The sequence below is a fragment of the Clostridium acetobutylicum ATCC 824 genome (assembly GCF_000008765.1).
Classification (GTDB): domain Bacteria; phylum Bacillota; class Clostridia; order Clostridiales; family Clostridiaceae; genus Clostridium_S; species Clostridium_S acetobutylicum.
In genome coordinates this window covers 691579-716485 of record NC_003030.1, presented here as the reverse complement: position 1 = coordinate 716485, position 24907 = coordinate 691579, and the positions used below count along the sequence as shown (strand labels likewise).

The window sequence follows — 24907 nt, the reverse complement described above, 5'->3', positions numbered from 1 at the left end:
TTTGTAACGATTACATGCTTTTTTATATTATTGTTCTCTACAAAAGAATGTGATATATTTATGAAGTTGTATAAAATCCATAAACAAAAGAGGCGATATTTTGAAATACTTAAAGCAGTTAATGATTATTTTAAGTGCGTACTTTCTTGGTGTAATAATCCAACTAGTATTCAACCTTCCTATCCCCGGAACTGTTTTAGGACTCATTTTATTATTTCTTGCACTCTATACAAAAATAATAAAAGTAGAAATGATTGAAGATATATGCGATGTTTTGATATCACATATGTCATTTTTCTTCGTTCCTGCCGGAGTGGGTCTTATGACATCCTTTGGAATACTTAAAGGAAAGTGGCTCAAATTAATGACTATAGTGATTATCTCTACAATCTTAGTCTGGATTGTGACAGCTTACGTAGTAAATTTTTTAAGGAAGGTGCTTACCCGTGAATAGTTTAGTTACTTCTCCAGTATTCGGTGTACTAATTTCTTTGGTAGCTTACTTAATAGGAGAATTTTTAAAGGAAAAAACAAAGCTTTCAATTTTTAATCCACTTTTAATCTCTATTATTATATTAATATCTTTTTTACTAAAGTTTAATATAAAATATACTGATTATAATAAAGGTGGACAGCTAATTTCCTTCTTTTTATCACCAGCTACAGTAGCTCTTGCTTTGCCATTTTATAAGAAGTTTTCGTTATTCAAAAAGAATGCTTTACCAATAATCATTGGAATTTTATGCGGCGCTGCTTCCGGAATTATTTATATAATTTTATTTTCAAGATTATTTAACTTTTCTGATGCTTTAACAGAATCACTGCTTCCAAAGTCCATAACAACACCAATAGGAATGGAGCTATCAAGACAGCTTGGTGGCATACCTGCTATTACTGTTGTTTCAATTATAATAACTGGAATTCTTGGAACTATTGTAGGACCATTTCTATATAAACTGTTAAAGTTTAAAGATAAAGTAGCTATGGGTATAGCTATGGGAGCATGCTCTCATGCAGTTGGAACTGCAAAGGCTATGGAAATAGGTGAAACAGAAGGAGCAATGAGTAGTTTAACTATGGCACTTTCAGGAATTATCACCGTATTTTTAGCTCCTCTTATATGGCATTTATTTTTAATGCTTACTAAGTAAAAAGGAGATTATTTATGAATAATAAAAAGAATCCAATTAATAAATTGTTTAGTTCTATAGACAATTTGTTTGCTGGCGAAAGAGAACAAAACCTTAGAGTCAAACTAGGCAAGGCAATTAAGAATTCAATTTTCACTGATGAAATTATAACAAAACTTTACGAAAATGATTTTACAGGATTAGTAGAAGAAGAAAATAAAATATCTTCACTTTTTTCTATAATATTCCCTGTATACGTAAAAAAATCCTCTTCTTCGTTTAGGTTATACAAACATAAAATAGAATTAAATTTACCTGAAGAAAACGCTCGATATATTTACATATTTGATGATGGTAGGTTGACCTCAGACTCATTTCATTGCTTTAGGCTTTACGATGATACCTATGTAGATAAGCTAAGCAAAATAATAAGTTTGATTCCACTTTTTAAGGAGGCTATAAATTCAGCCCTAGATAATTTTGAAAAGAACATAAACACCTACGATGAGAAGATTTTAGATACTAATAAAAAAGAGTTATTAGCAGAAGATAACTTTAAATTCTTAATAAATAAGCTAAGTCCAAAGTAAAGTTAAAATTGCGAAGCTCTTGTCTTGAGAGCTTCGCAATTTTAACTTCTATATATTCTTCTCTATAATAACATCAACCTTATGATCACCGTCCTCCAAAAACGGAATTATTCTATCTTCCATTACTTTACCATCTAGTAAAATTTCTCTTTTATCTCCTCTTCTAACATCTATATGATATACACTGTTCTTATGTCTATATTGCATGCTATAGGAATACCATTTGTTTGGAACACATGGTTCAATTGTAAAACCTTTACCTTCTTTTAGTTTTAATCCAAGTATACCCTCAAGTCCAACCCTATACATCCAACCAGCAGTACCTGTGTACCAAGTCCAACCACCTCTTCCAACATGGGGTTCTTTTGCATAAACATCCGCTGCCATTACATAAGGTTCAACCTTATAGGTTTGACAATCATAGAAAGATCTTGAATGATTTATAGGATTTATCATATTAAATAATTTCCATGCCTTTTTACCTTCACCCAACTTTGTCATAGCAAGTATTACCCAAGTAGCTGCATGAGTGTATTGACCTCCATTCTCTCTAACTCCTGGTACATACCCTTTTATATATCCTGGATTTAACTTAGAATCATCAAAAGGAGGTGTTAGAAGTAATATCATTCCTCTGTCTTCCTTTACAAGATACTTTTCAATTGACTGCATTGCTACCTTAGCTCTATCAGTTTTACCTCCACCTGATATAAGTGCCCAGGACTGTGACAACGAATCTATCTGGCATTCATCATTCTGTGCTGAACCAAGAGGAGTACCGTCATCAAAATAAGCTCTCCTATACCAATTTCCATCCCATGCATTTTTATCTATACTTTCTCGTATAAAATCACTTAATTCTAAATACCTTCCGCTTCTGTAATCGTCATTCTTCAATTTTGCTATATCTTTAAAATTTTGAAGAATGGAATATAAAAACCATCCAAGCCATACACTTTCACCTTTTCCTTTATTACCTACAGTGTTCATTCCGTCATTCCAGTCACCACTTCCCATAAGAGGTATATTGTGAATTCCAAATTTAAGAGCCTTATCTATTGCCTTTATACAGTGTTCATATATCGTTCCTGTCTTATCTGAAACTTTTGTAAGACTATATCTCTCATCTTCACCCTCTTTTAGTGGTTCATCCTCTATATAAGGAACAACTTCATCTAAGATGCTTAAATCACCAGTTCCCTTTATATAATCTATAGTTACGTAAGGAAGCCATAATAAATCATCCGAAAATCTAGTTCTTATACCACTATCCACAACTGGATGCCACCAATGCTGAACATCTCCTTCTACAAACTGTCTTGATGCACTGATAAGAATTTGCTTTCTTGTCATATCTGGTCTAACAAAGGTAAGTGGCATAGTATCTTGAAGCTGATCTCTGAAACCATAAGCTCCTCCAGACTGATAAAAAGCAGTTCTAGACCATAATCTACAGGATATAAGCTGATACATAAGCCATCCATTCATTATTATATTCATACTCTCATCGGGCGTGTTTACAACAACAGTATTCAAAATAGATTTCCAATATTCTTTTGTATTTGTAAGCTCTCTTTCTGAATTTTCAATAGAAGAATATCTATCTGTTACACTCTTAATTTGTGCTAGTGAAGTTTCTTCACCTAACATTATTACTATTTCCTTTTCCTCATTTGGTTTTAAAGTAATTTTTACTTTTTCAGCCATGCACGGTTCTATTCCACTTCCAGCTGTATTTGATAACCTAGCCTTTTTCATTGCCTGTGGTATGTGAAGATTATTTCCTCTTCCGATAAATTCTCTTCTACTACCTGTGAAACTTTCGTCTTCTCCCCCATATATTTTAAGAAAAGCATTTAAGCTACCAAAGCTTGTGCTGTAGGGATTTCTTGAGTAAATTATTTTATTTTTCAAATCTATATCTGTAGAAATATATTGTTCAGTATGTTCTGCCACTACACCTAAAACCATTCTTGCATAATAGGCTAAAGCCAGGTTCCTATCAACCTCAGTATTATTTTTAAGCTTTACAATTATAAGCTTAACATTATCATACATAGGAACAAACATTGTCATTTTACCTATTATTCCTTCTTTATAATGGCTAAAACTACTGTATCCAAAACCATGTTCAATTATATAATCATCATTGTCTCTAACTGGCTCAGGGCTTATACTCCAATACCTTCCTGTAACTTCATCCCTTATATAAAGTGCTTCTCCTAAAACATCTGACACAGGATCATTGTTCCAAGGGGTTATCTTATTCTCTCTACTATTTGCACACCAAGTATACGCTGATCCTCTTTCAGATACATGAAAACCAAATTTCTCATTAGACACAACATTTATCCAAGGTGCTGGAGTATTCTTATTGTCATTTAGAATAATTACATATTGATTGTTAGCCTCATCAAATCCACCATAATCATTAAAAAACCTAAGTGAATTAATTTTGAACTTATAATCTTTTATATTATAATGAACTTCATGAACTTTAATATCTTCAATTTCCTTATACTCCTTACCTTGAACTTTAAGCTGACTTACTATTAGACCTTTATCAGAATCAATTACAAGTTTTGAAATACCAATTAGCAATTCCATATCCTCTATTGGCATTAATGATTTATTGAATGCAAATATTTTTCCTATCCTATCCTTTTTCGTTCTAACTATATTTTGATTTATAAAACTATTTATTGTATCCTGGAATGCTTGGATGTAGGAATTTTCCATGAGATTCAGTATTACTAAATCGACATTTAATCCTTTAATTTCAAAGTACTCATGCGCTCTTACCATTTGCCTTACAAAACCAATATCTCCATCATTTCTTACAATTAAGAGCATTATTGGAACATCACCTGAAATACCATATCCCCAAAGCGCTGGTTGAGATTTCTTTATATTTTTTATATAATCTGATCTCATATTAAGGTTTTCACTTAGATATAATATTTTAGATGCCATCATTTCATACAAATTTGCTTCTGAGGACATCATATTTAAATACTTCATCCACATTTTTACTTCTGTGGTTGTAATCTCAAATGCTCTTCTTATACTACTTTGAGAAGAATATTTTTTTGCAATCTCTAAAACCTCTTCTCTTGACGATGAGATTGCAGTTATATATGAAATATTTATTGTTTTTCCTGGCTGCAATTTTATTCTTCTTCTAAGACTCATAACAGGGTCTAACACATCTCCAATTGTATTCTTAAGCGGAGAATTTAAAGCTTCTGGATTATGAACATCTCTTCCTCTTCCTATAAAGTTAATTCTACTAGTTTCATATTGAATATTTCCATTTACGTCTCCATCCGTAAACATCGAGTGCATAACATAGCTTTTATTTTCTTTTTCACTTCTTCTTCTTCGTGAAGCAATCAAACATCCATATTGTGGTTCAAACTCTGTTCTTACAAATAAATTACTGAAGGTAGGATGAACTAAATCTGCATCAAAAGGAGCCGCTGTAACCTCCATGTAACTTGTTATTTCTAAAAGTTTAGTTGTATTACTTCTATTTCTTATAGACATCTTTCTTATTTCTGCATCCTCTTCATTTGAAACAGTTATTGTAGTACTTGTAATTAAGCCTTCATCTTCCCTCTTAATCTTTGCCTTATCAATAGAAAAAGTGACTTCATAATTATCACCTTCATCCTGACAAGGCTCATATCCAGCACTCCACCATTTGTTATTGTTTAAATCCCTTATATAGAAGAACATTCCATAGCTTTCTTCTATGGAGTCTTTTCTCCATCTGTATATATATTCTTTATCGCGCTTACTGTAACCACTCCCACTATTTGAAACCATGGCAGAATAGGTACCATTTGATAAAATCTGAACTTCTGGAAATTTAGTTTTAGCTGTTGAATACTTTCTCTCTACTATTTTCTGCCTTTGTTCCTTAAGTTCTGGAATCTCAAATGCCCTCTCTTCATTGTATATAATCCTCTTTGGCACTCTTTCTTGTAGAAGAAGCTCAGCTGATTTAACCCTTGGAATGCTATGAAACCTTTTTTGAAGTATCTTATCGTTTATAACATTATCTAGAGACATCAAACTCATTCCTTCATGGTGAACCATAAAACACTTTACTATAGCCTTATCCTTTCCTCCTCTTAGCCTTTCTTTAGTGTAATCAATAGCTTCATAAAATCCATATCTTCCCCCAGCGCCTTCTTTTAAAAGATTTTTCATATTACTTATTGCACCTTTAACATCAACCTGAAGTGCCATTACAGATGAATAAGGCGATACTACAAACTCATCTGAAAGTCCTCTTTTAAGTCCTATTCCTGGAACTCCAAAGGCCTTATACATATAATTATTTTTATTATCTACTTCTGAATATGCTGATTCTGAAATTCCCCAACATGGAATTTTTCTTTTTCTACAATATTTTTTTTGACTTTCAACAACTGATCTATATGTTTCACTTAAAAGCGTATCTGGATAGTTTTTCATTATTATAATAGGCATAAGATATTCAAACATAGTTCCACTCCAAGATACAAGACACTTTTCTTTTTCCACATTAGTTATTGATCTTCCTAGTTTAAACCAATGATTTTGATTTATTTCTCCCCTTGCAATTGCTATAAAACTTGCCTGTCTTGCCTCAGATGCTAAGAGATCATAATAACTTTTTCCCAAACTATCACTTTCAATATCATACCCTATTGAAAATAAATCACGCCTTTTATCAAAAAGCATTTTAAAATCAGCATTTTCAGCCATTTTATTTACCCTATTTTTTATATCTGTTAATTTTTTAATAATTTCTTCAATTTCTCTTTTAGCTGTACCCAGTAAATTTATCATCTTTCCATAGTTTTCTCTATTTTCATCTACAGTATTACTCTTCCTATGTTCTACAGCATCTTTTATCCTTTCCAATTTTTCAGGTAATTTTCTAAGAGGTACTCTTAAAGTAGCTTCTTTTAAATCACCGAAAATATATTCTTCGCCTTGACTAACACCATCTATCCAAGGCATTAACTTATCAAATCCAGCTTTCAGTCTAATAACACTATTCTTGAGCTTAACATTCCAATACAACTTTTCAGAATTTACATTTCCTTCTACATATGCTTCTTTTTCTAGAACCCTAGAAAATATTATGTAGAACCCGTTTAAACTGAATTCTTCATCCCTTAATTGACCTTTCAAATCCTCATAATATCCATCTATTTGAATTGATGTATTTTTTATTTCCTCATCCGCTAAATTCATAGTATCAATTAGACCTTTTTTCAAGTTAAAATTAAAGATAGGAGATGCTATGAACTCGTCAATTGTTCTATCTATAAGCCATAAATATGCTATTAAATTTCCACTATCAACAGTGGATATATACCTTGGTCTCAATGGTTCTTTAGTTTTTATATCGTACCAATTATAAAAATGTCCTTTATACATTTCAAGAGACTCCATACTGCCCAATATCTTATCCATTCTTTCACAGAACTCCAATATTCCGATAAATCCCAAATCATAAGCTACTAAGTTTGAAGTTAATCCCATTCCCATATTTGTTGGAGATGTTCTAAACGCAACTCCCTTATCTTCATATTCTTGATAATTATCTGGTGCAAGGAAATTGCCCTCTTCATTAACAAAATCCTCAAAATAAGCATAAGTTTTTCTAGCAGTTAACCTTAAAAATTCTACATCTGACGTACTTATATTTTGAGTACCTTCACTTTCCTTACTGATAAAATATGCAGTAAATGGACTTATAAACCATAGTATACTTAGCGGAAACATTATTAACCCAATTGTAACATTTTTGTAAAAGGATGTAATGCCAATTATAACCGCTATTAAGCTTCCTATCCACATAGTATTTATATAGTTATTTAAGCTTTTCTTAGATAAATTTTCTGAGTCAGCTGATGTCTGCCATTGAAGTAGATTTTTTTTACTTATTGTTAATCTATATATTGTTCTTGCTATAGCATCAACCATCAGGCAAGCTTTGTATGGTAGAAAACTAAATATCAAAAACATCTGCTCAATTACAATTTTACTTCCAACAAGTTTTCCAGATAAATTCATACCTCGTATAGGTGATATAGCAACTTCTGAAACGTCAAAAAGCCATGGAAATATTAATGATAAAAATGCTACAGCAAGCCATTTATCAGAACTATACGGAAGCAAAGTTATTGATAACAATATCAGTATAATTATAGCTGGAGCTATAAGACTTCTTCGTAAGTTATCAAAAATTTTCCACTTAGAAAGTGTATCTATAGGTGATTTTTGAAATATCCATCTTACTAATTGCCAATCTCCTCTAACCCACCTATGTAATCTCTTACTACTTGAAGTATAATAAGCAGGATAGCCATCAATAAACTCAACATCTGTAACTAATGCTGATCTTGTATAAGCTCCCTCTAGCAAATCATGGCTTAAAACTCTATTTTCCGGTATTTGATTCTTAAGCATAGTTTGAAATACATCTATATTGTATATTCCCTTTCCTGCAAAGATACCCTCGCCAAACAAATCTTGGTACACATCCGAGACAGCAGTACTATATGTGTCAATACCTGCTTCTCCTGAAAAAACTTTAGAGTAAATGGTTTTATTTGCACTAATAGAATTTATATTTACTCTAGGCTGCATAACTCCATATCCTCTTATGACTTTATTTTCTTTTATTACAGGTATATTGAGAACATGTATCATGGCTCCTATAAGCTTTTTAGCTGTATCTCTTGGCATCCTAGTATCTTCATCAAGTGTTATTATGTATTTCGCATCATACAACTCCTTTAAACTTCCACTTATCACGTTATAACTTGTATTTTTATCTCCTCTTAAAAGTGAATTGAATTCCATGAGTTTTCCTCTTTTTCTCTCCCAACCAATCCACTTACCTTCACTGGTATTAAGCTTTCTCTCTCTATTAAGAAAAAAGAAAATTTCCCTTTCATTTTGACAATATTTTTTGTTTAAATCCTTTACCGCCCTTAAAGCAACTTTATTTATCTTATAATCAGATTCTTCTGTCTTGATATTACTGTCTCTAAAATCGCCCAAAAGAGCAAAATAAAGATTTTTTTCTTTATTAGCCAAATAATAAACTTCTAGATTTTCAATTAAATTTTTGGCCTTTCTAGCACTATTTATAATAGCTGGAATTACAACAATTGTTTTTGCATAATCAGGTATACCTTTAGGTAATTCAATCTTACATACAAACTTCGGAGTTGTTAAATGATTAACACTCCAATTAAGTACAGAATTAACCATCTCTGAACAAGGAATCAAAATTGCTAAAAAGCCCAATACATAAATCCAGTTTCTATACTCATTTGTTCCTCTAAAAATGAGGTAAAGTAAAAAGAGTGATAAAGCAATAGTTCCAAGTATATTTATCCATATATAAACTCCAACTTTATGGTTATTTAAAGTTGACATTATTCTACTTATTCCTTTTTCACGTATTCCTATTTTATTTTTTAATCTATCAATTCCTTCATCTATTATGTAATACCCAACGTGCTTTTTTATATCACTTTCAGAATCATCTTCACGTGCACACCTTACAGCGGCCCTAGCTACAAAAGATTCTGGAATCTTCATTCTTCTAGAAATTTTCTCTATATTGTGTCTATAGTAATCTTTAGATGAAAAATCCATACTTTTATAGATATTGGATGGATCATCTTTAAGTATACTCTCTACAATACTCAATTTTTCAAAACATTGCTTCCAATTTAAAGCCTCAATCTCTCTTATAGCATTTATACAATTTCCCATTAATACTTGAAATTCAGCCTGCCTTTGATGCTCTAATACTACCATTTCGCTAGTTGTTGTTTCCTGCATTTCAAGCTTTCTATCTATATAATCATAAACCTCCTTATTATCAACACCATTATCTCTTAAAATTTTAATAAATCTTTCAATAAAATGTGATGTCATTATTCCTTCATCTTTAAGCAGTTTCCTTATTTTCTCAGAGTTTGCGTTTCCAGAATTTATTATTTCGTATCCAAGTTTATCAGCTTTTGCCTTTTCATTCTGAGCAAATACCATGCTCTCAGTAATTCTACCTATATTCTGAATAACTGCCATTCTAAACATAAGTGGAAGTGCCCAAATCTCAGAACTTGTTAGTATCGACTTTTTTTGATATTCATGTACATACGAAACAACAGTATCCTCGCTTATTTTTCCGTCCAACTTGTTTACTATTTTCATTCCAAGATAATATGCTCTTGGAAGCCCCCTAAAAGCTCCTTCAATTACAATAGGCAATTTTTTGTAACAAATTTCAGGCATATTATGTTTTATATCTTTATACTCTTTCTCTATGAGATATAAATTATCAAGAAGCCATTCCGCTGCTGGAACTATCTCTTTCTTATTTCTTATTTCTCTATCAAAATATTCATATCCCCTTAGAAGTCCCTTATAACTCCTATCTAGTTTTTTTATAAGTACACTTCTGCTTTTTCTTTTAGGCATACTATTATATTTTTTTATAGCATCTAAATAATCATTGTGAAAATCCTCATGCAAATTTATCTTTCCATTATGATTGTAACTTTTCTTTCTATTTATATCTCTCAATATGTATATAAGAAAAATAATTAGACATAGAAGAAAAATATATACATAAAGCATAATAATCAATCCTTTCAGCAAATATACTCATTACCTAACTTCGATTATTATTCCCCTATATATTTTTTTTTAATCAGAAAGTAATAGACAAAATTTTTAGTTTATTATTATAAAAATAAAAAATCGGTTGTCACCTATAGGAAAATAGTTTACCCCTCTATTTTCCTATATTTTATGACTAACCGATTTCTGTACTTCAACAAAAGTTTGATCCCTATGCCCCAATTTATAGAGAGCAAACTTAATTCTATATTTAAGCCCCCCAGCTTATTTATATTCACTATGTGAATTTTTATTTCATGCTATAAACCTTAATTAATATCTTTAATTTAAATCATAATTTCATTTGAAAGCATATGCTCGTAGGTTTCTCTTTTACATATTAATCTTTCCTTACCATCCGATACTAAAACTACTGCTGCTTTAGGAATTTTATTATAATTATTAGACATAGAGTATCCATACGCCCCTGTAGTAGATACAACTAAAATATCTCCGCTTTCTACTTCTGATATATTTACATCATTTATTAGTATATCTCCTGACTCACAGCACTTACCTGATATTGTTACCTTTTCCTTAGAAGCATTAAATTTGTTTGCAATTTCACACTCATATTCAGCATTATAAAGAGAAGGTCTTATATTATCAGTCATTCCACCGTCCACAGATACATATTTTCTCATATGCTGTATTTCCTTTATAGAACCTACAGTATAAAGAGTTGATCCAGCATTTCCTATTATTGATCTTCCAGGTTCTATTATTAGTTTAGGCAACTTTACCCCTAGTTTTTTTGAGCTTTCCTCTGCTTCTTTTAGTATTGCACTACAGAATTCCTCAGCACCTCTCGGCTTATCTACTTCTGTGTAGTAAATGCCAAAGCCACCTCCCAAATCAAGCTCCTTTATTTCATAATTTGTTTCTTTCTGTATTTCCTTTATAAATGCCAGCATAACTCTTGTTTCTTCTAAATAAGGCGCTATATCAAAAATCTGAGATCCTATATGGCAGTGCAGCCCAGATAACTCAACATTTTGAAAATTCAAAACTTCTTTTACAGCTTTAAGGGCATCCCCATTACTTAGCGTGAAACCAAACTTTGAATCAATTTGTCCAGTTTTTATATATTCATGGGTGTGTGCTTCTATTCCTGGTGTTATTCTTAAAAATACCTTCTGTACTTTACCCATCTTTTTAGCTATTTCATTTACTTTTTCTATCTCATAGAAATTGTCCGCTACAAACCTTCCAACATTTAATCTTACCCCCATTTCCATCTCATCTATGGTCTTGTTGTTTCCATGGAAGAGTACATTTTCCATGTTAAAGCCTGCCTTATAAGCAGTATAAAGCTCTCCCCCTGAAACTACATCTAAGCTAAGCCCTTCTTCTTTTATGATTTGACACATTGCAATTGGTAAAAATGCCTTTCCCGCATACGCAACTCTATTTTTTTTCTCCTTAACCTTGAAATTCTCATAATATTCTTTACAATTTTGTCTAACTAGCTTCTCGTCTATTACATAAAGAGGAGTTCCATACTTCTTTGCGAGCTCTTTTGAGCTTATCCCCCCTATATATAATTCGTTGTTCTCTTCATGCATGCTGCCAAATAGTTTCACTTTAAACACCTCTTTATCTTTTTTTGCGCCACAATATTCTTTATAAAAATAAGCGGCAAAGGAACACCCTTGCCGCTAATAAATGCAATCTTGTGTACCTTGTAGCGCTCCACTTACCTAATAACTAACTAATAAAGTGACAGCCATTCATATGTTGTATGAAAAGCCAGCAAATAAATCTGCCAATCTAAATGCTTCGGCTAAAAGCCCCTTTTACCGTTCATCTAAGTTTGCCAACTCCAAACGGTTACTCTTGACTTAAAGCACCTCTACAAAAGGTTATTAATATATATAATGCAATGGAATATTAACATTGTGATTTATAAAGTATTTCCGTTATAAGTATAATCCTGAAATCTTATATAAAACAAAATGTAACAGTTATTCCTACATTATTTTTTTTAATTGTATCACACAAAAACTAAATATACAATATTAATTGCTTATAAATTATAAAACTCTTCAAAAGACTTCTCTACATACATATGATCTAATGTACCGCACAACTCTCTTATTGAATGCATAGCTAGAAGTGGTGTTCCTATATCTACTGTTCTTATAGCTGTATGGGTAGCTGTTATTGGTCCTATAGTACTTCCACCTCTTTCATCTGATCTGTTTACAAACTTTTGGTAAGGAACACCTGAGAGCCTGCATACCTCTTCATAAACAGCTATTGAATTGCTATCTGAAGTATACTTTTGAGCCGCACTTATCTTTATAACTGGACCTTCGTTTATATGAGGCCTTGTTATTGGATCTGCTTTTTCTCCTTTATTTGGATGAACTGCATGTGCCGAATCTGATGATATCATAAATGAATTATGAAGTGCTCTAAAGAAATCCTCTCTATCTCCACCAAAGGATAAAACTATTCTCTCAAGTATATCTGACAAAAACTGTGAATCTGCTCCCTGCTTTGTAGCACTTCCTATCTCTTCATTATCAAAGCAAGCCAAAACGTTGGTAGCTTCTGAACACTTAGCATTAACTAAAGCATTTAATCCTGCGTGAACCATCTCCATATCATCTAATCTGCTGCTAGATATAAATTCATTATTTATTCCCATAATACATCCCTTATCATATTCATACAAAAACAAATCGAAATCTATTATGTTCTCAATATCTTCTCCAAGTTCACTTGCAATAATTTTCATAAGATAATTTTCTTTTTCAAATTTATCATTTATAATTCCTATAATAGGTAGAGTATCAACTTGTGGATTAATTTTAAACCCGCTGTTTACATCTCTATTCATATGTATAGCTAAATTAGGAATAACAAGTATAGGTCTCTTTATATTCAATAGTTTTGTTTCCGGAAATAAAGCACTTTTTCCTCTTACTGTAACTCTTCCTGCTATAGAAAGGGGTCTATCAAACCATGTGCTTAATATTGGTCCTCCATATACCTCTGTATTGAGCTTTATATATGAATTTTCAGAAACCATTTCAGGATTAGGTTTTATCCTAAACGTGGGTGAATCTGTATGTCCTCCTATTATTTTAAACCCTTTTTTTGCAACAAAGCCAGACCCAACAGTAAATGCTATTAGAGCCGAATCATTTCTCTTTACAAAATACTTACCATTTTTATTAAGTTCCCATTTATTTTCTTCCTTAATCTCTGCAAAACCATTCTCTATCAGTGTATTTTTAATATTGTCAACTGAATGAAATGGTGATGGACTATCATATATAAAATCTATTAGTTTTTTTGCAAACTCAAGTTCATTTTTCATTAGTCGCACCTCCAATTATAAAATTATTATTATCATTTTTCCTTATTTATAGTATACAGAATGCATTTATTTTTTTCCAGTACATCATTATTATATGTTATAATAAATATGGTTTTAATTATGGTATCATAATGTTTATACATGTAGGGAGTGATAAAGTGCTTGTTAAATTCATAGTTTCAAAATTCATTAAAGATTACAGCAATATAAGCAATAAAAAAGTTAGAGAAAATTACGGTATTTTAAGCAGCATTATGGGTCTTATAGTAAATCTTATTCTGTTTGTTATAGAATTATCCATCGGAATATTTATAAATAGTATAGCTGTTATAGCTGATGCCTTTCATAATTTGGCAGATGTCAGTGCTTCTGTTATAACCCTTATAGGCTTTAAGCTATCAAATAAACCTGCTGATAAAGAGCATCCATTTGGTCATGGAAGAGTAGAGTATTTATCTGCCCTACTGGTATCTGCAATAATTTTGCTCGTAGGTGTTGAATTCATAAAAACCTCATTCTTAAGAATACTATCACCTGAGCCAGTAAGTTTTAATCTAATTTCTTTTATAATAATGCTAATTGCAATACCTCTTAAATTATGGCTAAGCTTATTTAACAAAAATATCGGTAAAAAAATCAACTCTTCAGCTCTAAAAGCATCTGGAGCTGACGCGCTTAACGATGTATATATACTTTCAAGTGTTATTTTATCACTTTTAGTATCCGCTTTTTCAACTATATCTATAGATGGATATGTAGGTGTTTTAATCGGTGCTCTTATAATATGGTCAGCCGTAAACTTAATGAAGGATACAATAGATCCTCTTTTAGGTCAAGCTCCTGACCCTAACCTTGTAAAGTCTATAAAAAAAATGGCTCTTAAGTGCGATGTTATTTTAGGAGTACATGACCTTATAATTCATAATTATGGACCCGGAAGAACCATGATTTCTTTCCATGCTGAGGTTCCATATAATATTCCTATTATGACTCTGCACAGCAAAATAGATGAAACAGAAAAAAGGATATCAGAAGAGCTTGATATATTTGTGGTTATTCATATGGATCCTCTCTTAATAGGATCTCCAGAAGTAAGTGAAGCTAAAAGGTATGTTTCAAAGATACTTAAGGATTTCCCATCGGTTCAATCTTTTCATGATTTTAGAATAGTTGGTGATGGTGAAGATAAGAAATTAATTTTTGATATCGTTGTTCCTTTTGATGTTGATATATCTGAAAAAAAGCTCAGTAAGTTAGGTGATGATATTAAAAGTGAAATCATAAGGAGACATCCTCATTACGATTGCGTAATTACCGTTGATAGAGATTATTCTGGTATTTAGTAAGAATTTTAAAGGCTAGATCAAGTTATTTATGATCTAGCCTTTAATTAGTTTTTTAAACTCCATTCAATCCTATTTTCTTTATAATCCATAGGTTACCGGTAGTAATCCAAAACAAAATACAAAAATAAGTTATAAAAGAAATTAATCTAGTATGAGGAAAAATAAAATCTAAAATATTCTTCAAGATTAAAATTCCTAAGACTGCTATAATAATTTTTATTAAATTGTTTCTTATATTAGTTTTAGGATTAAACTTTATGTATTTCTCCTGAATATTATGACCACTTATGAGCCCAAGAATAGACCCCAATTCTTCATATAATTTAAAATCTCCTATATATATGGTAATTGTAAGCATTGGAAGAATCACTAAAATAAATATAAGTAAGTTTTTCTTATATACATTTAATCTAAATACTCTATTAAAAATTCCTACACACAAAATACCAAATACAAATCCACCTATAACATCTATTGGTCTGTGAACTCCGAGATAAATTCTTGAAATAGCGACTAAAAATATCATTACATAACCAAGCATATCTATATATCTATTTCTTATATTTTTGATCAAACATCCCCAAAATACAGCTGCCCCCTGGGTATGTCCACTTGGAAAAGAATATCCATCTGCTGTTTGAAGTCTAAGAGACCTCACACCTTGGGTTCCTATAGGTCTTTTTATCTTAAAAATACACTTGACATAATAATTTATTGTACTGCTAAATAAGATTGTTAATGCCATTATATATCCAAGCCTCTTATTTATACATAAATATATTATTCCTATAAATCCAACTAGAAAATATTCTTCTGCTGTCATGGTAACCGCTTGGGCAATTTTATCTAAAAAGGGATTAGAGAATTGCTGTAAAAATTTTATTATGACTATATTATACTCTCCAGTTAAAATATTAAATAGCAATCTTAACCCCCCATTTCATTATACTTAACTCACTGCTTTACAAAATCTCTAACCTGCATTTTATCTATTAATTCATCAATTTCATCAAAAGCTTTTTCTACGGCTTTTTCTTTTCCTATGTCCTGAACATCTACTCCTTCAACAAGAAGCTTTTCGAATTTTTTTATTCCTAAATGTCTAAAAATATCATGAAGATAATTAATTCCATGATTTATTTTCCATGAAATTATCTTAGGATATACACCTCCAGAAGATTGTATACAAAGAACACTTCTCTCCTTATCGCTTAAGAGTCCACTAGATTCATCTTCTGAAATTTTTATAGTCTTACCATTTTGCACAATACAATCAATGTACATTTTAAGCCTTGGAGGAAAAAGAGAGCTCCACATTGGATATGCAATTACATATACATCTGCACTTACAAATTCATTGCAAAGATCATTTATCCTATCCACTATTTTTTTGTCATTGTCACTTAATAAATTGTAGTCATTTCCTGATACAATATCTCCATTATCATTTAAAAATCTATGATCTAGCTCGGGGATATATTCATTACATATATCATGTTCTATAAGCTGATACTCTGGATAATTCTGTACAAATCTATCCACAAACTCTCTTCCTACAGTTTTACTTGCGGACATTCCTTCCGGTTTTGTATTCACAGAAATATATAGTAACTTTTTCATTTAAAACACCTCCAAAAGTATTTTTACCCTTAAAGGTAAAAATTATTCTGGAGGTACACCTTAAAACTCTATATGAAAATCATACAATTTATGAAGAGCTCTAGTAGCCATAACATATAAAACCCTATCTTTATTCTCTTTATTTTCTCTACTTACAAGAATTACACCATCGAACTCTAATCCTTTAGCAAAATAAGAAGGCATAACTGTCTCTCCACCTGTATAAATTTGATTTTCTTTTTCTATTATATTTATATACTTTTTGCTTTTTAGTAGTTCACCGAAATATTTAGTGTCATGCATATTTTCACATATTACACCTATTGTTTCAATTCCTTCTTTTTTCATATCGTCAATGGCATAAGTAACCCTATCTACAAATTCATCTTCACTGCTAATGGATAAACTTTGAACCTTCTCACCACTTCTAACCATTGGAATTATACTCGTGTCATTTAAAAATCTATTGGCGTATTCCATTATTTCCTTAGTTGATCTATAGCTTTTGTCAAGCTTAAACATTTCAAAATCCATATCTTCAAAGATAGTATCCATTCTTTCCATAGCAATTTTTTCATCAAATTTTGGAATCAATCTTTGATTTGAATCTCCAACAATAGTCATGCCAAGACAATTTGTAAGTTTCTTTATCACAATAAACTGCAGTTTACTATAATCCTGTGCCTCATCTATAACTACATGCTTTACCTCACGTTCAAGTTTTACTCCATCTAACCTTATTTTAATATACATAAGCGGTGCTACGTCATCTATAGTATATATTTTGTCACCGTTAAGCCTTTTATAAATTTCAAGTACATCAATGTTATCAAGCCATGTAAGAGATCTCTTAGCCTCCATAAGTCGCCTTAGAGTTTCACGTATTTTAAGCTTTCTCTGAAACATAAGCTTATTTCCCTGCAAATTTAGTTCTTCAGAAGTACTGTTCTTAACTGCCTCTTCATATTCCTTTTGTATTTGCCTAATCTTCTCATCTCTTATGTCTTTAAGCTTACTAAAAATTATTCTTCTTATTTTTTTATTTCTTCTAAAAAGAGGCATATATTCATAGTATTCAGTAAAAAGCTCTACTATTTCTCCTCTGCTAACTGCTCTTATATCTCCATAAAACACATCCTGCATATTATCCTTATATTGTCTTTCTATCTCAGAAACAAGATTATCAAGTGCAGTTATATAGTTATCAGAAGTTTTACGCTTAACATCCTGTATAAATTCTTCATCTTCCATAAGAATTTTTTCCATATAATCTCTAGTACTCATAATATCGTAAGTATCAAGTGGAAGTATATCAAGTGCAAAATCAACAAAAGTCTCCTGTCTTACATTTTCTTCTCCAAGACTTGGGAGTACATTTTTTATGTATTCCATAAAAACTGGATTAGGTCCTAAAATTAAAATTTTATCTTGAAGTATGGTTCTGTAATTATACAAAAGGAACGCAACTCTATGAAGTGCTATAGTTGTCTTACCACTTCCAGCAACTCCATTTACTACTGATATTTTATTTCTTTCCTGCCTTATAATATTGTCCTGCTCAGATTGTATTGTCATTACAATATCGCGGAGTTTATCTCCTGTATTTTTACTTAAAACCATTTGAAGTATTTCATCTTTTACATCAACTTCCGAATCAAAAAATCCTTCAAGTTTACCTTTTTTTATTATATATTGCCTCTTACCTTTTACATTTACAGTTACGTCTCCAGCTGGAGCTTTATATCTAGTTTGCCCTAATTCAGGAGTATAAAAGAGAGAAGCTATAGGTGCTCTCCAGTCAACTACTAAAGGTTCATACCCTCCGCTTGGTGTAACTCCAAATCTACCTATATATATTTTTTCTTCTCCTAAACCCTCCTCTTCAAAGTCAATCTTTCCAAAGTAAGGTGAGGATAATAAGATATTTAATTCTTTAAGTCTTTTATATATGATACTAAAGGTTTCTTCCTTAACATATCTTTCATGATCAAAATATTCTATTATCTTATCTTCATCATCTGCGTAATCTTCAAGAGTCTTTTCTCTTTCTTCAATTATATACTGTGAGATTTCTTTTTTCTTATTTATATACTGAATTATTTCCCTATTTATAATCTCAATAACGCCTTTTAATTTTAAAGCTTCACTTTCAAGTTCCTCGGCCTTATTTTTTTCCTCAATTAATCTGTTAACTTCTCCATCTGTATTTCGTTCATCTCTTTCCATGCTGAGCTCTCCTTTACAATTTTCATAAATTCGCTGCCAGTTAATGTTTCTTTCACAAGAAGAATTTCTGCAATACTATCAAGAAGCTCTCTATTCGCCTTTAAAATATCCTTTGCTTTATTATGTGCTTCTTTTATAATTCTTAATACCTCTTTATCTGCTTCATACTCAACTTCATTGCTACAATTTTTAGCAGGAGTTCCATCTAAATATCTACTTCCTTGAGACTGAAGTGCCATCATATCAAACTTATCAGTCATTCCATATATTGTAACCATATTTCTAGCAGTTTGTGTGGCTTTTTCTATATCATTTGATGCTCCCGTTGAAATAGTTCCAAAAACAACTTCCTCTGAGGACCTTCCTCCAAGTAGAACAGATATCTCATCCATCATTTCATCTTTAGTTACAAGATATTTTTCTTCTTCTGGAAGCTGCATAGTATATCCCAATGCTCCCATAGTTGTAGGCACAATAGTTATTTTATGTACCGGATTAGTATGTTTTAAAAGAGCCGCTACTAACGCATGACCAACTTCATGATATGCAACTGTCTTCTTGTCTTTATCTGACAATATCTTATCTTTCTTTTCTTTTCCTGCAATTATAAATTCAACTGCCTTATCTAGATCTTCCTGATAAACCTTATTCCTTCCATTCTTTACAGCTAAAAGTGCAGCTTCATTTACTATATTTGCAAGATCAGCTCCAACAGCACCTGAGGTTGCTTTTGCTATTTCTTCAAGAGATATATCCTCTGACATCTTAACATCTTTAGCATGAACTTTAAGTATAGCCTCCCTACCTTTTAAATCAGGTCTATCTACTATAACTCTTCTATCAAATCTTCCAGGCCTTAAAAGTGCCTTATCTAAAATCTCTGGTCTATTAGTTGCAGCTAAAATAACAACTCCCTTTGACGAATCAAAACCATCCATTTCTGCTAAAAGCTGATTTAAAGTTTGCTCTCTCTCATCATTAGAGCCTCCAAGTGTATTTTCTCTACTCTTACCTATGGCGTCTATTTCATCTATAAATATTATACAAGGTGCCTTTTCTTGAGCTTGCTCAAATAAATCTCTAACCCTTGCAGCTCCCATTCCAACAAACATTTCAACAAAATCAGAACCTGACATTGAAAAAAATGGTACTTTGGCCTCTCCAGCTACAGCCTTTGCTAAAAGAGTTTTTCCTGTACCTGGCGGACCAACTAAAAGTGCTCCCTTAGGAAGTTTAGCTCCTATTTCTGCATATTTATTAGGATTATGTAGAAAATCTACAATTTCCACAAGAGACTCTTTTGCTTCTTCCTGTCCAGCAACATCTTCAAAGGTTTTTCCTGTTTCACTTTCTGCATATAATTTAGCATTATTCTTACCAAAAGACATAACTCCATTACCAAACTTTTTATCCAGTTTTCCAAATAAAATCTTACCAAAGAAAGCAAGAAGTATTATCGGCAAAATCCATGTGATTAAAAAATTCTTTATTGGATCATCATTTTTTATCTCTGGCTTTATTTCTGCTCCTGATTTCTTAAGCTCAGTTTTTAAATCCGGATCTTCTATTCTACCTGTATATAGAATCTTTTTATGAAAGCCAGCATTCTCTTTTGGCACTATCATTATCTTTTCATCTGAAATATTAACCTGTGAAACTTTTTTTGCATTTAATAAATCGAGAAATTTATTATATGTTATTTCTTCAGTTCTTATTGAGGATGCTGCATAATTAACCAATAGGACAAAAATTATTGCCCCTAGTGTATAAAAAATAGCATACTTATACTTGTTATCTTTGAAATCTTTATTATCAAACATCCCATCTCCTCCTCATCGTTATACTATAATACCATAATTTATCCTTAAATGTTATAAATAATTTTTTAATATGTTTATTTAACACTAAGCATTTGTTTGTAATTAACTATTTTACCATCACTGCTTATATATATATTCTTTTTAGAAGCAAAAATCCCTTGAAGTCTAACACTTGCAACCCCATTGTAAAAATCTCCAGCTTCTGAATACTTAGCCTCAATTACAATTTTACCACTTAAATTAACATATCCCCACCTCTTTGTGCCAAATTTTTTCAAACTAAAGGCTGCAAGTCCATCATGAAAATCTTTTACCATACTAAATTTAGGTTCTATAACAATATCACCATTTAAATTTATAAACCCCCAACTACCATTTATATTGACCCTCGCAAGGCCCTCATAAAAGCTTCCTATATAATCATACTTAGGTTCTATTAAAATCTTTCTCTTTGAACTATCCATATATCCATACTTACCTTTATCACTTATATATCTCATCAAATTAAATTCCATATTCATATCTTGATTTAAATCATTTTGTATCTGTACTCCATTATCTATCACTTGTGAAACACTTTCACTACTTTGAACTTCATATTCAAGTTTTATATTTTTACTAAAGGTAATAACATTAATGCTATCTACAGAAATTTTATCTTCCTGGATTTCAAAGTTTATATAAACATCATATACGCCCCCTCCTTTGTAAAGAATACTTGCATCTTCTTTTGATATGCTTATAGAAAATGAACATAAGTCATTTACAAAAGGAGCAGCCCACTTTTTCCATATTACATCTACAAGAAAAGTACTACTTTCAAAATCATACTTAGATGGATTCATTCTTACCTTCCCTGCACTTATCATAGATATATGCTCAATATTGTTTTTAAACTTGTTTACATCATAAAAATACATACTATTAAGGCAAATTGAATATATGGGAACAGACTTATTGTTAATCATTATAAATAAACTTCCCATATCTATACTTATAGCTTTATCTATTAACATAAGCTTCCCATACAAAACATATTCAACATCTACTTTACATATTTCCTTTATAGCCACATTATCGATAGCTGTAAAAAGACTGTATATTTTAGGTATCCTTACTTCCTTTATTACATTCCATTCATTTCCAACTATACCCGAGTATGTTTTTATATCGTAATTATTTTTATTAAATTTTACTCTTCCAATTGGTATATGCTTTATATTTGTTATTCTAGTTTTAAACTCCTCATTACTTTCAAAAGCTTGTCTATAAAGATTTACACAATATATCTTATAATTTTCTCCATTAATACTTATATTTAAACTTTCATTATCAATATATACCTTTTCACCTATGGATACAAATTTACAACTCACGTCATATTTGTTATTAAAATCAACATCTCCATTTAAATTCCTTTTGCTTATCATACAAAAAAAATATTCGCTTTTTACCTTTTCCACTGAATTAATTCCATACCACTCAATTTTTATATAGCAAAACCCATAATCTTTATCGTAGCTCTCCTCTTCAAGAGTTCCCTTTCCTACAATTACAGACTTTACATTTCTTATGCGTATTTCATATTCTTCATACTTTTCAAAGGGATCTCTTTTAAGCTGTTCTTGAAGCTTATTAATTTCAAATTTACTATCCATCATTCTCTCATCCTCCATTTTTAAAAAATACTATACCCTAAATCTTGTAATAGTTTTTCTATATATCCTATTACTTTTTTTCAACATTTATACATTTAAGCTTCAAAATAGCAATCTCACAAACTTAATTTTCATGAATATAAAAGATTATATTGGGCATTATAATAGCGTCAAAGAATTTAAGGTTATTCAGTGATTATTCATTAATTTATTTATATTGTATTTTAATCAATGCACTGAATATTGTATATAACAAGTGCTTAAATAATGTAATAAATGGATTGTTTAGGTGTGGCGTTATATATAACCTTAAATCTTATGATAAGGGAGCTATTCTAAAAATGTAACCGACACTTGCATTTGAGGGATAGCTCTCTTTTAATTATATTTTATAAAAATGATACATATAAAAAATTTTATTGGGCATTATAATACTGTCAAGGGATTTAAAGTTGTTGAGCGAAGAGTAATTAGGGTTTATTTTTATTAGTTTAAGCTCGAAATTATTCGACCAAAGATGTATATGAGATCTAACCTTTAACCCCGCTAGGTTTTATGTATGTCGGAGGAAAATTGTTATAAGTTTGTATATCGCTTTATATAGGGTAAACTATATGAGGTAATATATTGATTTACAATAGTTGAGCGAAGATTTATTAATTTTTCTTTAGAGGTTATAATAATTGAAATATTGTTATAGTTTTTAAAGGTATGTTAATAAATCGAATGAAAACTTATGTCTGTAACAAAGTGCTTAAGTAATAAAAAAAGGGGTACTTAGGTGTGTAGTTATGCATATGGGTCGTAATTGAGATGATTTTAGGTTCTAAGACTGAAAGCTGTCCTATATGATGTAACTTAGATTTACATTTAAAGGACAGCTTTCAATATTATTTTTTTATTTTATTCACCTAGATATAGCAATACATATTATAAGAAAAACAATTATTAGCACATAAAAAAGCACTCCAAACTTGTTTCCTACATTTACAGTCCATCCAATTCCAAATCTCTTTTGAACAAAAATTGATGGATCATTTTTATTACAATAGAATAGATTTCCTAACCTCCAATACTTATCGTCATCTCTCATGTTGATTCCAAATTCAGACTTATTCCCTCTTGTCTTAAGTCTACTTCCTCCTTGTCCAACCTTTATTGATATAATTAGAGACGAACAGATTACTACAATAGTCATTGTTATGACTGCAATAATTATAAATTTAGGATTTGTATTAACTATATGCATTATTTGAAAATCTTGAATTAAAAATATGATTTGGAGGAAAAAATTAACTACTATTGCATATATAGCCCACACATTTCTGAATTTTATATTTCTTTCTCCTGAATCCTTTGGATTTCTTCCATCCAATTCGTTCTTACTCCAAAACGTTATTTTATAAGAAAAAAACATAACTGCAATTAAAATAAGCTGATTAATAGGCATAGAAAAAATAGTCATATAAGATTTAAGTGAGTATGCATTTGGTCTTCCGTTAATATCCCAATGAGTTGGATACCTATATGGAATATTGGGATATTGCTTAACGTTAACAATCAAGCATATAACAATAAATATTAGCGATAATAAAAACCATCTGCTTCCTGCAACCATTCTTTCACTTTTTCTTTTGGCAAAGGATGTATCAATAACTATTTCCTGCTTCTTAGTTTTTAGCCAACCTTCTTCTTTTTTTATTTTTAAAATCTTTCTATTATAATAATAGTAAAGCAAAAAACTTATTGCCATAAATAAAATTATAGCTGCTAAATATAAAATATCATTATTAATTTTATACACACAGTAAGAGAGTAAAGCTGCAATTGGTATTCCCAAAAGAAGATTAGACCATATGTATCTTTTCCCGATTGCCTTTATTTTTGTATTATTTATTTCTTCTTGTGGAATTCTGATTCCCAAATATATATTTCGTTGAGATGCACTTAATGCTATTATTTGAGATATTATACTGATAATCATTATAATAAAAGTAAATAAACCTAACATTCTTCCATCATTCATAAAAACATCCTCCAAAGCTACGAATTATAATCATCATAAATCTTACTGCATATATCTAAAAATTCTTTTTTACTTATATCTCTGCATTTACAATCTGCAATAACATATTCAAGCTCCTTAATCAATTTTTCTGAAAATTCTTCGGTTCTTTCGGGCATATTTTCGTTTATCACAGCACCTATTCTTCTGTCGATATTAAGATATCCTTCCTGCTTCAATATGTTATATACTTTATTGACAGTATGCAAATTTATCCCTATATCCTCTGCCATTTGCCTCACAGAAGGAAGACTTTCTCCTCTCCTTAACTCCCCCTTAGCCATACCTATAACTAATTGATTTTTTAACTGTTCATATATAGGTGTTTCCGATTCAAAATCTATTCTTATCAGCAAAAAACCACCTTCTTTTGATGTATTTTAATATATTATTATATATATACTATAATAAATATAATTTT

The 24907-nt window shown here is 30.7% G+C and carries 14 protein-coding genes and 1 riboswitch; of the genes, 4 read left to right on the top strand and 10 right to left on the bottom strand.

The features are described from left to right. The first annotated feature begins 100 nt into the window (after positions 1–100). From CA_RS03330 to CA_RS03320, 3 genes are read left to right on the top strand one after another with little or no spacing between them, the layout of a single operon-like run. Entirely contained in the window at positions 101–454 is a 354-nt protein-coding gene (locus CA_RS03330; protein ID WP_010963932.1) for a CidA/LrgA family protein, read from the top strand. Next, positions 447–1151 (top strand): LrgB family protein, encoded by a 705-nt coding sequence (locus CA_RS03325; protein WP_010963931.1) that lies wholly within the window; start codon positions 447–449, stop codon positions 1149–1151. Before CA_RS03330 ends, CA_RS03325 begins: the two co-directional genes overlap by 8 nt. 14 nt (positions 1152–1165) lie before the next feature. Next, the gene (locus tag CA_RS03320) at positions 1166–1720 is read left to right on the top strand and encodes a hypothetical protein (RefSeq protein ID WP_010963930.1); all 555 of its coding nucleotides are present in this window, start codon (positions 1166–1168) and stop codon (positions 1718–1720) included. 48 nt (positions 1721–1768) lie between these two features. Here CA_RS03320 and CA_RS03315 read toward each other — a convergent pair whose 3' ends face one another. The 3 genes from CA_RS03315 to CA_RS03305 all read right to left on the bottom strand — a co-directional run bounded on the left by CA_RS03315 (position 1769) and on the right by CA_RS03305 (position 13751). Next, complete coding sequence (locus CA_RS03315; protein ID WP_010963929.1) at positions 1769–10381, bottom strand: GH36-type glycosyl hydrolase domain-containing protein; 8613 nt, start codon at positions 10379–10381, stop codon at positions 1769–1771. A gap of 329 nt (positions 10382–10710) precedes the next feature. Beyond that, entirely contained in the window at positions 10711–12006 is a 1296-nt protein-coding gene (lysA, locus tag CA_RS03310; protein WP_010963928.1) for a diaminopimelate decarboxylase, read from the bottom strand. Between the two features lie 94 nt (positions 12007–12100). Further along, positions 12101–12286, bottom strand: a riboswitch (Lysine riboswitch). 163 nt (positions 12287–12449) lie between these two features. Beyond that, a complete protein-coding gene (locus tag CA_RS03305) occupies positions 12450–13751 on the bottom strand; it encodes a M18 family aminopeptidase (RefSeq protein WP_010963927.1) in 1302 nt (433 codons plus the stop codon). A gap of 158 nt (positions 13752–13909) precedes the next feature. Here CA_RS03305 and CA_RS03300 point away from each other — a divergent pair, with 158 nt between their 5' ends. After that, complete coding sequence (locus CA_RS03300; protein WP_014518855.1) at positions 13910–15094, top strand: cation diffusion facilitator family transporter; 1185 nt, start codon at positions 13910–13912, stop codon at positions 15092–15094. 55 nt (positions 15095–15149) lie between these two features. Here CA_RS03300 and CA_RS03295 read toward each other — a convergent pair whose 3' ends face one another. From CA_RS03295 to CA_RS03265, 7 genes are all read right to left on the bottom strand, one after another. Then, positions 15150–16022 (bottom strand): phosphatase PAP2 family protein, encoded by an 873-nt coding sequence (locus CA_RS03295; RefSeq protein WP_010963925.1) that lies wholly within the window; start codon positions 16020–16022, stop codon positions 15150–15152. 29 nt (positions 16023–16051) lie between these two features. Continuing rightward, positions 16052–16717 (bottom strand): FMN-dependent NADH-azoreductase, encoded by a 666-nt coding sequence (locus tag CA_RS03290; protein WP_010963924.1) that lies wholly within the window; start codon positions 16715–16717, stop codon positions 16052–16054. A gap of 60 nt (positions 16718–16777) precedes the next feature. After that, positions 16778–18943, bottom strand: a complete 2166-nt coding sequence (locus tag CA_RS03285; protein ID WP_010963923.1) for a HelD family protein — start codon at positions 18941–18943, stop codon at positions 16778–16780. Beyond that, the gene (ftsH, locus tag CA_RS03280; RefSeq protein ID WP_010963922.1) at positions 18898–20763 is read right to left on the bottom strand and encodes an ATP-dependent zinc metalloprotease FtsH; all 1866 of its coding nucleotides are present in this window, start codon (positions 20761–20763) and stop codon (positions 18898–18900) included. The genes CA_RS03285 and ftsH overlap by 46 nt, the downstream gene beginning before the upstream one ends. Before the next feature lie 74 nt (positions 20764–20837). Then, positions 20838–22424 carry a WG repeat-containing protein gene (locus CA_RS03275; protein WP_010963921.1) on the bottom strand — a complete coding sequence of 529 codons (1587 nt, stop codon included), beginning with the start codon at positions 22422–22424 and terminating at the stop codon, positions 20838–20840. Between the two features lie 904 nt (positions 22425–23328). Then, a complete protein-coding gene (locus CA_RS03270) occupies positions 23329–24447 on the bottom strand; it encodes a DUF1648 domain-containing protein (protein WP_010963920.1) in 1119 nt (372 codons plus the stop codon). A gap of 17 nt (positions 24448–24464) precedes the next feature. Then, entirely contained in the window at positions 24465–24842 is a 378-nt protein-coding gene (locus CA_RS03265) for a GntR family transcriptional regulator (RefSeq protein WP_010963919.1), read from the bottom strand. Between the last annotated feature and the right edge of the window lie 65 nt (positions 24843–24907).